General features: G+C 41.4%; 10 protein-coding genes and 1 pseudogene. 6 read left to right on the forward strand and 5 right to left on the reverse strand.

What is annotated here, in order from left to right; all coding sequences use genetic code 11:
* Positions 1 to 28 precede the first annotated feature (28 nt).
* Complete coding sequence (locus ACPYIV_RS03020) at positions 29 to 763, forward strand: YebC/PmpR family DNA-binding transcriptional regulator (RefSeq protein WP_293739758.1); 735 nt, start codon at positions 29 to 31, stop codon at positions 761 to 763.
* Positions 764 to 836: 73 nt separating this feature from the next.
* Here ACPYIV_RS03020 and ACPYIV_RS03025 read toward each other — a convergent pair whose 3' ends face one another.
* A complete protein-coding gene (locus ACPYIV_RS03025) occupies positions 837 to 1,898 on the reverse strand; it encodes a 6-bladed beta-propeller (protein ID WP_425885465.1) in 1,062 nt (353 codons plus the stop codon).
* A gap of 254 nt (positions 1,899 to 2,152) precedes the next feature.
* On the opposite strand from ACPYIV_RS03025, the gene ACPYIV_RS03030 reads away from it, so the two are divergent.
* Together ACPYIV_RS03030 and ACPYIV_RS03035 are read left to right on the forward strand one after the other, a co-directional pair.
* Positions 2,153 to 3,163, forward strand: a complete 1,011-nt coding sequence (locus tag ACPYIV_RS03030; RefSeq protein WP_293731992.1) for a DUF4621 domain-containing protein — start codon at positions 2,153 to 2,155, stop codon at positions 3,161 to 3,163.
* Positions 3,164 to 3,299: 136 nt separating this feature from the next.
* A complete protein-coding gene (locus tag ACPYIV_RS03035) occupies positions 3,300 to 4,604 on the forward strand; it encodes a DUF5723 family protein (RefSeq protein WP_425885467.1) in 1,305 nt (434 codons plus the stop codon).
* A 63-nt stretch (positions 4,605 to 4,667) separates the two neighbouring features.
* Here ACPYIV_RS03035 and yaaA read toward each other — a convergent pair whose 3' ends face one another.
* On the reverse strand, positions 4,668 to 5,432 hold the full coding sequence (gene yaaA / locus ACPYIV_RS03040) for a peroxide stress protein YaaA (protein ID WP_425885469.1): 765 nt from the start codon (positions 5,430 to 5,432) through the stop codon (positions 4,668 to 4,670).
* Positions 5,433 to 6,011: 579 nt separating this feature from the next.
* On the opposite strand from yaaA, the gene ACPYIV_RS03045 reads away from it, so the two are divergent.
* A complete protein-coding gene (locus ACPYIV_RS03045) occupies positions 6,012 to 8,279 on the forward strand; it encodes a TonB-dependent receptor domain-containing protein (protein ID WP_425885471.1) in 2,268 nt (755 codons plus the stop codon).
* A 126-nt stretch (positions 8,280 to 8,405) separates the two neighbouring features.
* Here ACPYIV_RS03045 and ACPYIV_RS03050 read toward each other — a convergent pair whose 3' ends face one another.
* Positions 8,406 to 10,172 carry a C13 family peptidase gene (locus ACPYIV_RS03050; RefSeq protein ID WP_293731996.1) on the reverse strand — a complete coding sequence of 589 codons (1,767 nt, stop codon included), beginning with the start codon at positions 10,170 to 10,172 and terminating at the stop codon, positions 8,406 to 8,408.
* 2 nt (positions 10,173 to 10,174) lie between these two features.
* Positions 10,175 to 10,639, reverse strand: a complete 465-nt coding sequence (locus ACPYIV_RS03055; protein WP_293731997.1) for a hypothetical protein — start codon at positions 10,637 to 10,639, stop codon at positions 10,175 to 10,177.
* 1,003 nt (positions 10,640 to 11,642) lie between these two features.
* Between ACPYIV_RS03055 and ACPYIV_RS03060 the strand changes: the two genes are divergently transcribed.
* Together ACPYIV_RS03060 and ACPYIV_RS03065 are read left to right on the forward strand one after the other, a co-directional pair.
* Positions 11,643 to 12,692 (forward strand): linear amide C-N hydrolase, encoded by a 1,050-nt coding sequence (locus ACPYIV_RS03060; protein WP_370648502.1) that lies wholly within the window; start codon positions 11,643 to 11,645, stop codon positions 12,690 to 12,692.
* A 12-nt stretch (positions 12,693 to 12,704) separates the two neighbouring features.
* Positions 12,705 to 12,869 (forward strand): annotated as a pseudogene (locus tag ACPYIV_RS03065) (ADP-ribosylglycohydrolase family protein); the annotation flags it as partial.
* Between the two features lie 187 nt (positions 12,870 to 13,056).
* Here ACPYIV_RS03065 and ACPYIV_RS03070 read toward each other — a convergent pair.
* Positions 13,057 to 14,415 (reverse strand): transposase, encoded by a 1,359-nt coding sequence (locus ACPYIV_RS03070; RefSeq protein ID WP_425885473.1) that lies wholly within the window; start codon positions 14,413 to 14,415, stop codon positions 13,057 to 13,059.
* Positions 14,416 to 14,801: the final 386 nt, after the last annotated feature.

Below are 14,801 nucleotides of genomic sequence, written 5' to 3' on the forward strand. Positions count from 1 at the left end.
AAAAATTAAAAAATAAAGATCATAAATCATGGGAAGAGCGTTTGAGTTTCGCAAGGCGAGAAAGTTTAAGCGTTGGGGCAATATGGCCCGTGTATTTACTAAGTTAGGTAAAGAAATTACGATAGCCGCAAAAGCCGGTGGTCCGGATCCTGAGAACAACCCTCATTTGCGTGCATTGATGCAGAATGCCAAGAAAGAGAACATGCCGAAGGAGAATGTGGAACGTGCTATCAAACGTGCTGTTGAAAAGGATTTCTCCGGTTATAAGGAGATGAACTACGAAGGATACGGCCCTCACGGTATTGCTATTTTTGTTGAGACGGCAACTGACAATACAACCCGTACGGTTGCAAACGTTCGTAGCTATTTCAACAAACACGGCGGTTCGCTCGGTACGAGCGGCAGCCTCGAATTCCTGTTCGACCATAAGTGCGTATTCCATATTGCTAAAAAAGAAGGTATCTCACTGGAAGACCTGGAATTGGAATTGATCGATTATGGTGTGGACGAATTAGACGAAGACGAAGACGAAGTCGTAATCTACGGCGAATTTGCACAGAACTCCGCCATCCAGAAATACCTCGAAGAAAACGGTTTCGAGATTACAAGTAGCGAATTTGTCCGCATACCGAACGATCTGAAAGACGTAACAGCCGAACAGCGTGAAGCAATCGAAAAATTGATTGAAAAGCTGGAAGAAGACGACGACGTTCAGAACGTGTTCCACAATATGAAGGAAGATGAAAGTGAAGACGAAGAATAAGCAACCCGTCTTTCGCTTACTATAAGGCGCAGGGAAACGCAGATAGATTTTAAATTTGTCTGCGTTTCTTTTTTCAGGCTTTCAGCTTTACGATGAAAACGACCGGGTTGTCGCCGGCCTTACGGTCCGGAAATGATTGTTTGACCTCTTCGCTGCTTTTAGAATAGCAATAGGAATTGCTGTATACGTCCATTGCCTGTAACTCAGGGATTCGCCCGGTCCCGTAGAAATTATCATCCAGTCCGCCTTGTACATTATAAGCATGATTTTCCCTGCGGTCATAACAGAATGTGTAGCATTTGTCTTCTGCATTCGGGTTGTAGTGTGTCGAAACCAGAAAACGGCTACCGATGCGTAAGGGAAGGATAGAGGAATAATCGTCTGTAATATTTAGTTTGTTCTGGCTGATCAGATAGAGCGTGTCCTGTAGAAGCAGGTCCGGCTGGAGAGAAGGGGCCAGGACATATACCTGTCTGTTGGCTACAGCCACCTCCGGTTCCAGCATATGGCCGATCGTAAGGCGTCCCAGTTCGGCAGCCGCCAGCTTGCGAGCCTCCACTGGATGGAAAGTCGTATCGAATTTATACAACCATTGCTCCACGCACAATTGATTATTGTATTCTTCTCTCGGAATCGTTCTGTCGACCGTTGTCCAGATATGATTATCATAATAGGCAAGTTTGCCTAACGACCGGCATAAATGGTTTTCCGACAGGTTGATCTTGCCTAAGAATTCTCCTTCGTAATTATAATAGTGTACGTTCTGCCGGTCATCGGTAACGATCAACTGTTGGTGAACAGGGTCGATTACATAATCGGATATCAGGATATTATTTTTGTAAGACGGGTGGCTATAAGTGATCTGGTTGATAAATTTGCCGGAACAGTTGAAGTGGTACAACTGCCCGTTGCTAAGTAAAAACAGGTTATCCCTGTCACGTTTGATCAGCTTGGCATGACTGAGTATGCATCGTGTGTTTGTTTCCAGAGGGATCGCAATCACTTCGTCTGCCACGTCCGATAGGGAACCGGTGACGGAACATTTTACCGGGGCTTCCCGGGTTACCAGTTCATAGCCTTCTTTGGCATAAGTAACCAGTAAAATGAGCAATAGTATGCTGAAGGTTCGTTTCATAAAATCATGTTTAAAGCATTTTAAGTAATAACGTTCTGTTATGTGATTTATTGAATATACGGATTCCTATTTTATCGTAAGAAACAAACGGATAAGCCTAAATACCCGAATTTCAGGAATGAAATATAAGGTCGGGTAAATATTTTTAGATACTTTTGCGATCGATTAGACTTTATTTTAAAATAAATACTTTAGAGTTTTTCATAATGAAAGGTAAAATTTTATTTCAATCTTTAGTGCTATGCTTGTGTTGTGTGGGAACTTCATGTGTGGATAGCAAGTACGACTTATCGGACATCGATACCGACGATCTGGTAGTGGGGGACGAGTGGGTTGCCCCGTTGGGCACAGGTGCTATCACTGTCGATGATGTGATTAAAGTGTATAAGGTACCATCTGTCAAAATAGATGCGGACGGTAGTTATGTGGCACGTTATGAAGGAACATTGCAGGCTCGAAAGAATGATTTGCGGGCCGATGAAGGTTTTGAGGTTGTGGCTTCCAGCATAATTTCTTTGCAGGATCTGAAAGGGCTGTTCGACGAAAGTTTCAAGTTGAGTCTGGCAGATCCGCATTTATTGTTGGAAAGCGGTTTGAAGGAAGGAACATTGGATTGCCGTATGGATATTAAAGGCAAACCGGCCTCACCGGTTTCTTTCTTTACATTTTCACCGGCGACGCAGAATATATGGATAGGGCCGGAGGCTTCTTCTGTTGCAGCCGGATTTACGTTCTGCCAGAATGAAGAATTGCCGGATGCGATAAAAGATGTTCCCGAAACCTTGGAACTCCATTTATGGGGAAACCGGGCACAGGCGGCTCAACTTCCTGCGGGTGCATTATCGAATATCCGTTACCGTTTCGAAGCTCCTCTGGCTCCGGCTGTCGATTTTGAAGCCGTGACGACGGAGCATGTCAAGGATGCTTTCGACGAGTCGTTTGTCGATTACATATTCTCGGGCGGTACGGCAACCATCTATGGCACAGTAACCAATGAAATGCCTTTTGACCTGACGATCGAAATGCTTATCCTTGATGAGTCTGGTAGCCAATTGGATATATCTTTTCCTTTGCAGGATGTAAAAGGAGCGAGCGGAGATGTCTCTTTCGAAATTACTTCCGAAAATATGCCTAAGATGGCAACAGCCCGCAACATTGATTTCAAAATGCATCTGAAAGGTCGTGAGAAACCGGAAACCTTGAAGGATGGTCAGACGATCTCGATGAAATTAAAGTTGAAGAAAGCAGGAGGCATTTCTATTTAATCGATTTACCAATCTATTTTGTGCTAAGAAAATGAATACTACATATATTAAATCAGCCAGAATATTACTGGCTTCGGTTTTATTCGGCCTAACCGTAATATCTGGATCTGCCCAGCAGTTGAGAACGGCTTATTTTATGGAGAATTCTCCGGCCCGTACAGCTTTGAATCCGGCTTTCCGTCCTGAGAGAGGATATGTTTCCATTCCTGTCCTGGGAGCTGTCAATGCTTCTTATACGACCAATGGTATTGCTGTCGATAATATTTTATTCCCGAAGAACGGCAAAACCGTTACGTTTATGGATAACTCTGTCAATACGGAGTCTTTTCTGAATAATCTCAAAGATAACAATCAGATAAATGCAGAGTTCGGGACGCAAATACTGTCCGGTGGTTGGTATGCCGGAAAAGGGTTCTGGACAGTCGATGTCTCGCTGAAAGGCCTGGCAAATGTACGGGTACCGAAAACGATGTTCGAGTTTATGAAACGGGGCAACACTGCCGAGGGGACGGCTTATGATATCCGGGATATCTCGGCTTATGCAGAGTCCTATCTGGAAACCGGTGTCGGCTATTCACGCCCGATCACAGAAAAACTGACGGTTGGCGGTAAGGTGAAACTGCTGTTGGGTGTCGGATCGATGGATGCCAATATTACACATTTGCATGCGGTGATGAACGACACGAAATGGTCGGTAACGTCGACCGGTACCATGAGCGCCTCTATGAAAGGTCTGGTTCCGGAGATGGAAACCGATGAACAGGGACGCGAATATATCAGCAGTTTCGACTTCGACAGTCCGGGGCTGAGCGGGTTCGGTATGGGGGTCGATTTAGGGGCTACTTACCAGTTGACGGAAAATATCATATTATCGGCAGCTGTTCTGGATCTGGGGTTTGTAAGCTGGAACAAGAGCGGCAATACCTTTGGCGAAGTGAACGGGACTTTTGATTTCGATGGCTTCGACCTGGCAATCGGTGATCATGTCGCTGAAGGCTCGCAGGGCATGGGTGAACAGTTCGATGCAATGAAGAATGACTTTGAGAACCTGTTCCATTTCACACAGAAAGCATCGGAAGGCCGTACCAGCCGTTTGCGTTCGACGATCAATGTCGGAGGTGAATACCGTATGCTGGAAAACAAGTTAGGTTTCGGCTTGTTGTCCTCTACGCGTCTATATTCCCCGAAGGCTTACACGGAACTGACCGTTTCCGCCAATTATCGTCCGATCAAATGGTTTGAAGCGGTACTGAGCTATTCTTTTATTCATAGCAAGTTTAAAACATACGGCCTGGCGTTGAACTTCACTCCGTCATGGATCAACTTCTTTATCGGTTCCGATTATATGTTTACGAAGGTAACGCCTCAATTCATTCCGGTAAGCGGAAATGCAACGAATCTTTATATGGGGATTAGTGTGCCTTTGAGAGGTAAAATGTAAAGAGATAATTATAGTTAGAGGATGTGCCGGACCGGTTATCTGTTTCCGGCACATTTTCTTTTTTTAATCCTGTAAAAACACCCACCTGTCTTTTTCGGACATATCTTCCCTGTACCTGAACCCTTCCCAGGTAAAGCCTTTTAATGCTTCCGGATCGGTAATCCGGTTTTTAATGATGTAACGCGTCATTTGTCCGCGTGCCATCTTGGCGTAGATTACGATCGTTTCGGTTTTGCCGTTTTTCCAGACTTTGAAATCCGGCGTTATGACGCGGACGGATTGTTCTACCTTTTTCCAGTCGAATGAAGGTTGGAGGTCCATACTTCCCAGGTTGACCAGCAGGTTATCGTCGGCTTTCACTTCTTCTATCAGCGGTTCCGTTTGCCGGGTGCGCCAGTAAGCGTACATATTCCCTTCTCCTAATTCGGGAAGTTTGACATCATATTCCATCCGGTAAGGTTTGATCAAGTCCAACGGGCGAAGAAGGCCGTAACAAATGGAAACGAACCGCAGGTGATCCTGGGCAAAACGGAAATCTGCCTCTGTAAAATCTTTAGGATTGATATTTTTGAATACGACACCCGTATAAGCCAGCAGAGCCTGTAACGGTTCTTGTTCCGCAGAATGGAAATTCCGAAAACGGTTGTAACTTTCCAGCATCAACTTGGGACTGAGCTTTAGCATCCTGCTTAATTCTTCGGCGGAATATTGCGCCATGTGCAAGGCTATCTCGATCGCTTCCTGGTTGAACCGGGGCGTCGTACCGGCAGGTGCTTTTATTTTGGATGTTCCGGTCATCGTCTTGGCCGGGGATAAGATAATATGCATACTTGTGAATGTCTTTGGTTCCTGCCAGTAAAATTAGTTATTTTTTTTCATAGTGAAGGGTCTCTTAAAAAATATTACCCGCAAGTATAATTTGAGATATATGGGGTAGAAAAACCAATTATATGCGCTACAGTTTCGATTTGGACCAACGGTTTTTTTTAGTAAATCATCATTTGTAGTTCACATATGGCAAAAGGCGAGGACGGATGTTTCTGAACATTTCTGTTTTTTTTCGTTTTTTTTCTACGTGCTTTCTGCAAAAAAGTAGCATATGTTGATGAAATAACCTCTTCACAAACGTATATCGGCACGTTTCCTTTTGGACGGAATGACAATCATTTTGTATAACCCTGACATCCATATTTCTCCGATAGAGAGTGGAGTTACATATAAAAATACCTCATCTTTTTGATAAGATTCTTTAATGAAATGGCAGTAAACGGATAAAATGGCTTCGGCTTTTATACTAATTTCGTATGTTTACGGCGTATTAGGAAATGATGGGCATGTAATTGTGCCCGGTGAGTGATGAATACCCCTTGTTAGGGTGAGTGGAAATTAATACAAACTGTATATTATATGAAAGTCGGAATCGGTATTTTACTATTATTCTATGCTGTCTCCTTGCAGGCACAGAATATCACAGGAAAGGTTACGGACACTAAAAATCAGCCGGTAGACGGTGCGACCATCGTTTTACAGACAATCGATTCTACTTATATAAACGCCTCTATTTCAAATGAAGATGGAGCCTTTGTGCTGGATAGCCAGCCGGAAGAATACCGGTTGATCGTACAACATCTCTTGTATAAGACTAAAGAAATCACAGGAAAGGGCAGAGATGTCGGTGTCATTCAGCTCGATCCGCAGGATTATGCTTTGGATGAGGTCGTGGTAAAAGCGGAACGTCCTTTTGTGAAGGTGGAAGAGGGACGTTTGGGATATGATCTGTCCGTTCTTGCCGGCGACGGAGTGGTGAATAATGCGTACGAGGCTCTGACTAAGCTCCCCGGTGTAATGGAGAGTAAAGGCGAACTTACTTTGGCCGGTACGGGAAACCTGACCGTTATCCTGAATGGAAAACCGACAACGATGGATGGCGGGCAACTCGAGACGCTTTTGCGCAATACTCCGTTGGACCGGGTGGAAAAGGCGGAAGTCATGTACAGCACACCTCCCGAATATCATGTCAGAGGAGCAGCGATCAATATCGTCCTGAAACGTTCGAATGATTATTCTTTCCAGGGAGAAGTTAACGCTGATTACACAAACCAATATTTCAATAGCGGCGGGGCGAACGCCAATTTCCGCTTATCGACGCCTAAGATGGCCTTTGATGTCATGTATGGAGCCAATGATGTGAAAAAGATGGAATATATGGATCTTTATTCCAGGCATACATTGAAAAATCAAGTGTACGATATCAGACAAAACGAGCAGTTACGTATGAAGTATTGGAACCACAATCTCAGGACTGCGTTCGAATATAATCTGAATGATAAGGACAATCTCAATATCGCTTATACCGGCAGTTTCACTCCTGACCAGCATAGCAATAGCCTGACCTCCGGTAATTTCCAAGCAAGCAATGTCGATAAATATGTCGAAACCCGTATGCACAACGTCACGTTGCAATATCATTCCGGATCCGGACTCGAAGTAGGTGGTGATTACACGCATTATACATCCGATAATAACCAGACTTTGCATGCGGACTATGCGGATGGAGGTCAAAGCCGTTTCTCTATAACCGGCGGTCAAAAGATCGACCGGTATTCTATTTATGCTGACCGGAAGCGTTCTTTGGCTAAAGAATGGGATTTGGGTTACGGAGTATCCTACCGGTTTGCGAAAGACCGTGACTTCCAAACCTATGATAAGGTCACAGGCGATATCCCGACCGAAAATACGGATTCCCGGCTTCGCGAACAGACTGCCGATGTCTATGTCTCCCTGAGTAAAAACTATGAAACAGGGACGTCGGTTTCTGTCTCCGCCACAGGTGAATATTATACCATCGGCAGTTATCGTAAATGGGCGGTCTATCCGCAAGCATCCCTGACGTATGTCAAATCTCCCAAACATCTGTTCCAACTTTCGTTATCGACGGATAAGACCTATCCGGGCTATTGGGATATGCAGTCTTCCGTCAGCCATCTGAATGGATATACCGAGCTTTGGGGGACGCCGGGATTGAAACCGTCGACAACCTATAATCTGAATGGTAATTATATATGGAAACAGAAATATATCTTCGGCCTGTTTCTCATGCATTCTTCCGATTATTTCGTGCAGGCAGGCTATCAATCGATCGACCGGTTGGCTTTAATCTATAAGAATATGAACTGGAACTATATGCAGATGTGGGGGGCAAACGTCATATTGCCTTTTAAAGCCGGAAATTGGCTGGATTCACGGCTTACTTTGGTCGGCATGCAGGTTCACCAGCGTTGCGACGACTTTTTCGATATCCCTTTTAACCGGAAGAAATGGATGTTCAGTGGTACACTGGACAACACTTTCAAAGTAAATAAGTTTCTTGCTATCGAACTGATGGGAAGTGTGCAAACTCCAATGATTCAGGGAACTTTCGACATTGAAACAATCTATAACCTCACTGCCGGGTTGAAATGGAATTTTGCCAACGACAGAATAAGCCTGTCCGTCCGTTGTAGTGATATCCTGAACTCTGGCATGCCGAATCTGAAGGTCCGCTTCAAGGGGCAATATCTGGACATGAACAACGATTTCTATTCACGCGCATTCATTCTCCATCTCAGCTACCGCTTCGGCGGTTATAAGAAGAAAGCAATCAAGAACGTCGATACTTCAAGATTCGGACATTAGTTGGTTCGGAAGGTTTTATAAAAATATTACTGTATGGAATTTAGATGCTACTTTAAATAAAGATGAGATTAAAAAAGAACACGAGCAACTTTCATTATATAAGTAGCCCGTATTCAAATTTAAATATTATGAAATAGTGAATTTATTTTCAAATTTATCGTTATTACTATTAATAATTATAACATAAATACCTTTTCGAAAATTGCTGGTATTAATTGAATTGATTTTTTCAGGTAGTTTTCCATTTGCTACTTTAGTGCCGTTAATGTTATAGATTTCATAGGTCGGTATTTTTGACTGAAGAGATCGAGCTGAAGAGTTTTCATCAATTTCTACATTTAGACTTGTTCCTGCTCCTTCCAATGCAACTTTGAAAGACTTTGAGGAGTCTAATACAAAACGGAATGATATCGGCTCATAATTTGGCATATCTAAATTAACAATGACAGGGAAAGTTGCATTACTTTTGATGTAAAATGTATTTGTGCTGTTTGGTATTCCAATTTGTGTTATATCATTAATATTCGATACACTCCAGTTGGTTGAAATAGGAGTATTCGGATGAGTAATTACAATTTCTATCGGATAAGTCGTTTTAATGGGAATTGTTCCAATAGCTCCATCAAAAGATCTTGTTAAATGTGATGATCCATTGCCATTGAAGTTCACAAAACCTGTAACTTCAGTCCAAACATCATTTATTGATACACTTGTCGAATTAAAATTAGATGCGTAAAATTGAGGTGTCTCAGATTTTGTGTCATGACTTTTAGCGTAATTAAAAGCTTTTTCTGTTGATATAAAATTAGAATGGACAGATAGTGTATTATTATATGCTTCTGTCCAATAATATACAAATTCATCATATTTCAGATTTGACATAGCATATGAAGATTCATCCTTTTTACAAGCGGTAGTAATACTTACTTTCGAATTACCTTTAAAATATTCAACAAACCCACCACTATTACATTGTCCCATCACAATATTGATTGCCTTTGCATTAATCTGATTAACCAATGATGTGAATTCAGAAACATCCATATATTCGCTTGAATTACCCCATAAACATAAATAAGAACCATTGCTGTTAAATCCACCATGGTCCATAGTATAAATAAACAATAAATCATTGGGGGTCAATTTGTTTGCAAGTTCAGAAAATACAAATCTCAAATTTGCTTTTGTTGCTGAATATTTGATGTCATTAGTACCATTTCCGTCCAGATCCAAAGGAGAAGATATAAATGTTCCATCTGTTTTTTTCAAATCAGCTCCAGAATCAGTTCCATCTGCCATAAGAACATAAATGTTTGAAGCAGAATAGTAGTATTTTTTCACGAGTGTTGTGTAAATAGAAGAACAGTCATTCCAATAGCGTTCATGATTATTGTTAGAATTAACACCTCCACTTATTATAAGTGCATATTTATTGGCAATATAGCGTGGTTGTATCTCGTCCTGTAAAGATAATGATGTTTGATATGGTATGATAGGCTCAGATTTTTTATAAAGAGCACTTGGGCTATTAATCATCTCCAAATCTACCATTTTAGGATATGTAGGAAACATTGTTGCTTCTACAACTTTAAAATTCTCACTGGAGTTAATGAATACATATTTACATTGATGAGACCAATTTTCAAAAGGTTGCTCATCTATAAAAAACATCCACGAATCTTCAGTGGTTTTCAATATTGTATTGCTATAACTTGTTACCTCAGTGTTGTTAGGCAATAATGTTTTAGTCACAAATATTTCAAGACTATCAAGTGATTTGGTAATAACCTTGTTTTCTAATATATTGAAAGCCTCATGTTCTGTTATTTGAGCATTTGTTATATGACAACAAAAGCTCAAATATAATATGGTTAAAATAATGTTTGTTTTCATAACTAATTTTCATTGATGATATTATTAACTTTTGTAATTTCCATATCTTCCTTAAACGAGACCTTGAACGAGATAGATAATTCTTTTATCTGAATCGTATAATCTACCCCAGTTGTTAATTTGTTGATGTCAAAACTTATATTTCGATCACAGATACAATTTGCAGACTCGCCTGTTGTTTGTAATGTAATTGATATAACCTTATTTTCATCTAAGTTAGCTATGCCCTTAATATTAGTAACGCCACAATTTATATTTGCGTTGTAAAGGGTGATATGCATGGTATGAGTATCGATAAATGAACATTCGGCATATTCGTTATCAAACACAGATTTAAGTTCTTTAGCGCATTCCGTATAGGATAAATTTTGCAGTAAAGGTTTATCTGTGTAATTTTCATCATTCTGACAAGAAAAAGAAAGCATCCAAGTAAGGATAGCTCCTGCAAATAGATATATTTTTTTCATATTGCTCACTATTTATAAAAAAATTAATTAATTTATGTTGATTTTAAAGTGCTAATATCTGCACGGCTATTTTACCCTCCTTGCTTAAACCGTCGTTTTTTATGACAATGATTATAAATTATATTTGTGCATTTGCAATTAAGAATCATATTTATTTGGTTAATTGTCTAAAGTTAGGAATACTTATTTATAAAAGAAATTTTTTGTGATTCTTTCTTCTGTGATTTTTTTGTTATTTAACTATTATCACTAATTTAATATTAAAAAGGGTGTCAGTCATTATTTTACATTTAATTAGTGAGAACTTGCATTTGTTTATATCAGGTGGCCGTTCGTAATTAAATACAGAGTTAGAAAGTTCGCATTCCTCAATTAGTATATTGGTATATTATCCATCCCTTATTGTAAATAAAAGATTATTTCACATTTGGATACCTTTACGGCGACACTATTCGGGAGTTTCTTTTTAGATGGTAAAAAACGGCTTTTTTTATTTATTCGCCGGTTTATTGCGACGACGACCGTCTTCATCGCGCTGACAAGGGACTTCCTCTCCATGAAGACGGTCGTCATTACTGACTATCTCGGCACCTCACTACAATGACGACCGTCTTCACGGAAAAAAACAGCGCACCTCACAGGAAAAAAGTGGGAAAAACCTTTGGCATAAACGGGAACGATCCGGCTTTGTCCGTGAATATTCGATTCTCCGGGAGTTAAGATTTACCACATTGTTACATTTATTACATTTAAACAGACAAAATAAAAACGGAATACGGATGAGATGCCTGCTTTATGATGCCTGTTGTCAGTTTTTAAATGCCAAAGCCGAGCAAAATGTATGAACAAAATGAACCGGAATTTTCGATGAAATAGAAAAATGTTACAAAGAGGGGTTATTGTTTATTTTTGTTCTGCTACAAGTTGTTCTGACTAACTGAAACTATCATTCTTGCATTCCTGTTATGATTATAGTTGATAGATATTTTAAAAACTTATAGTTATGACAAAAAGAAGTAAGTTGGTCGCCTTTTCAGCAGTCGTTTTAGGCACAATGTTTTTTGCAGGGCAAAGCAACGCTTGTACACGTGCGGTCTATCTGGGACCGGATGATATGATCGTGACGGGGCGGACGATGGATTGGAAAGAAGATCCGCAGTCGAATCTTTATCTTTTCCCGCGGGGGATGGAGAAACGGGGAGGGATTACGGACAATACGGTTACATGGACTTCCAAATACGGGAGCGTTGTGACGGCTGGGTATGATATCGGGGTTTGTGACGGCATGAATGAAAAAGGACTGGTGGCGAACTTGCTTTTTCTGACCGAATCTTCCTATCATCGTCCGAATGATAATCGACCGGTAATGGGGCTGAGCATCTGGACACAATATGTCCTGGACAATTTTGCGACGGTAGACGAAGCTGTGAATGAACTGAGCCGTGAAATTTTCCGTATCGATGATCCGGATTTACCAAACGGGGCAAAATCGACTTTGCATCTTTCAATTTCGGACGCGACCGGTAATAGTGCCATCTTTGAATACATCAATGGTAATCTGATTATTCACGAGGGACGCGAATGCCAGATAATGACCAATTCACCAACTTATGACAAGCAGTTGACCTTGAATGATTATTGGAAACAGATTGGCGGCCTGGTCATGCTACCCGGAACAAACCGTGCCTCCGACCGTTTTGTCCGTGCGTCGTTCTATATCCAGGCACTGCCGCAAACCGGTAATTTTCGGCAAGCTGTCGCCGGAGTTTTCAGTGTGATGCGTAATGTTTCGGTTCCCCTGGGAATCTCTATTCCCGACCAACCCAATATCGCTTCAACCCGTTGGCGTACAGTATCGGATCAAAAGAATAAAGTGTATTATTTTGAGTCGACGCTTAGTCCTGATATTTTCTGGATTAATTTCAAAGACCTGGATTTTAGGGCCGGAGCTCCGGTGAAGAAGCTGACGCTCACGAACGGAGAGATTTATGCAGGCAATGCCGCCGAAAAGTTTCAGGCAGGGAAATCGCTTCATTTTCTGTTTGGGATATAAAAACTTTTGTATTATACGGATGATATGATTATGACGGTCGCTGTGGCCGACTGGCTATTGTATGGGGGAAATCTCGTACAAGTTATGCATCGTTACGACCGGGGTTTCCCGTGCCCGATGGATGGTTATGGGGCACGTTTCGGGCAATGCCTTTGCGAAACGAATCCGCCGTATTATTGTACTTAGGGACATTCAGTAAATGTCTTTAAAAACATAAAATGGCATATGAAGATGCTTTGTTCATATCATCTCATATGCCATTTTTATTATCAATTTTTTCTCTCTGACCTAAAATCTTCTCCTTTCGGGCACGATGTTCCGGAAGAAGCCTGGGACTTCTTCTAATAGATTCTTTATACTTATGCTATGCAGCTCTCTTCTGTCTGTTTTTGATTTTATCAACCATCAATATGGCGTTTGCCGTATGTATTCCAAAGAAAATCCACAGGATTTCTGTTTTCCTGTTCCGTGCTTTGATTTTCGATAGCGAGTAATGCTGTTTTTGCGTACCGAAACTGCCTTCAAGCCTGGTGGCTCTTTCCCTTGAGAGTTCACTCCTGAGAACCTTCCTCACCCGCTCATCCTTCGCGGCCCTTCCCTTGCGTACAAAGGAGGTTGATATCCCATATTTTGTACAGAACTTCCTGTTGGCATTATTGGCGTATATGGAATCGGCGGCCACACACCTGACCCTTACATTCATCAACTTCTGATGCATACGGATACAATCCTTCAAGCGTATGCCCTCATTGAATGCCTTGAAAGAGACGTGCTCGATGAACGAGATCCCGTCTATCTGTATGTTATTAACCTTTGCGCCGAACTCTACAGATTTTACCTCCTTGCCCCTTACGATAGGGCGTACGTAATGACGGTCAATACTGACAATACGGTCACTGACCTTCCTGCCTTCAAAGAGTTCCTTTTCCTGTACAAGGACCTTTCTGATGATGGAAAGCCGCTTCTGATAATCCTGTGTATATGTGAGTGAAGAGCCGTATTCTCTGTGAATGTCATCCCGTTGTATGATGAGTTTTTCCAGGAGTCTGATCATGCGACGCCTCAGCATCCTTGTCCTTGAAGCCTTCCTCTTTCTTTTCTTGCAATAGGATAGATAGGATACCGCAACATCCGCATATTTGTTACGGGGACGCCTTATGCCGAGTTGCCCACAATGTATGCGGATATGCCGGTAGAGCCATTCGATGCTTTCCCAAAGGAGCTTCATGTCCGTAGGGAAACGCATATGACTTTCATAGCATGTGGCATCGGTCATGCATACGTGAAGGTTCTCAAGATAAGGCTTCCAGTGTGAGGCAAGGATTTTCTGAAGGGAGTCGATGTCAAGACGGGATGCTATCTCATTACGGACAGCACTGATTATCTTGTAGTTCGTTATAGGGCAGGACGGGTCTATCATGATACCACAGAACAACTGATAGTGTATGTTTCCGTTAAGATGTTCTACCAATAACCTGTCAGAGAATCCGGTGTAAGCCTTCAGTACCATAAGGGCTATCTTCGAGGAAGGACTGAAACTGTTCCTGCGACCCAAGCGGGATTGTGAAAGGCCTATCTCTTTGGCTATGCTCTCGAACGGAAACACGGAATGAAGACTGCCAAGTTCACTCGCATGAAAACTCTTACGATATTTTTCCAGAATATCGAATTCTGTAAACCCTAAAGTAGGGTGAATTTCTGAAATATTTTGTATCTTCGCCATATCTTAGTGTGGATATTTCCCCCGTTTTGGCCGTCAAACCGTATTTTACGGGGGAATACCTAAAGATACAAAAAAGCCAACTAATTCGCAATACTTTTAGTATGAATTAGTTGGCTAATTTTATAGGATTTACTGAATATCCCTACTTATTGTATAGAATCTGAAAATACCCGGTAGTCTAAATCGAAACAGTATCGCATGAAAATTGATTTTCTACCCCATAAAAATAGAATTACTACTGCGGGTAATGTTTTTTAATAATCTTAAACATATTATAATGTTGATTATTAACGCTTTAAAAATAGCCCCTTAAAGATGGGGTTATTGTAAAAATCGTATGGAGTTGACCCTATGCGAGAGATGGAAATACAGTTACTTACGGATTC

This window comes from Parabacteroides vesiculifaciens (genome assembly GCF_049860805.1).
Classification (GTDB): domain Bacteria; phylum Bacteroidota; class Bacteroidia; order Bacteroidales; family Tannerellaceae; genus Parabacteroides.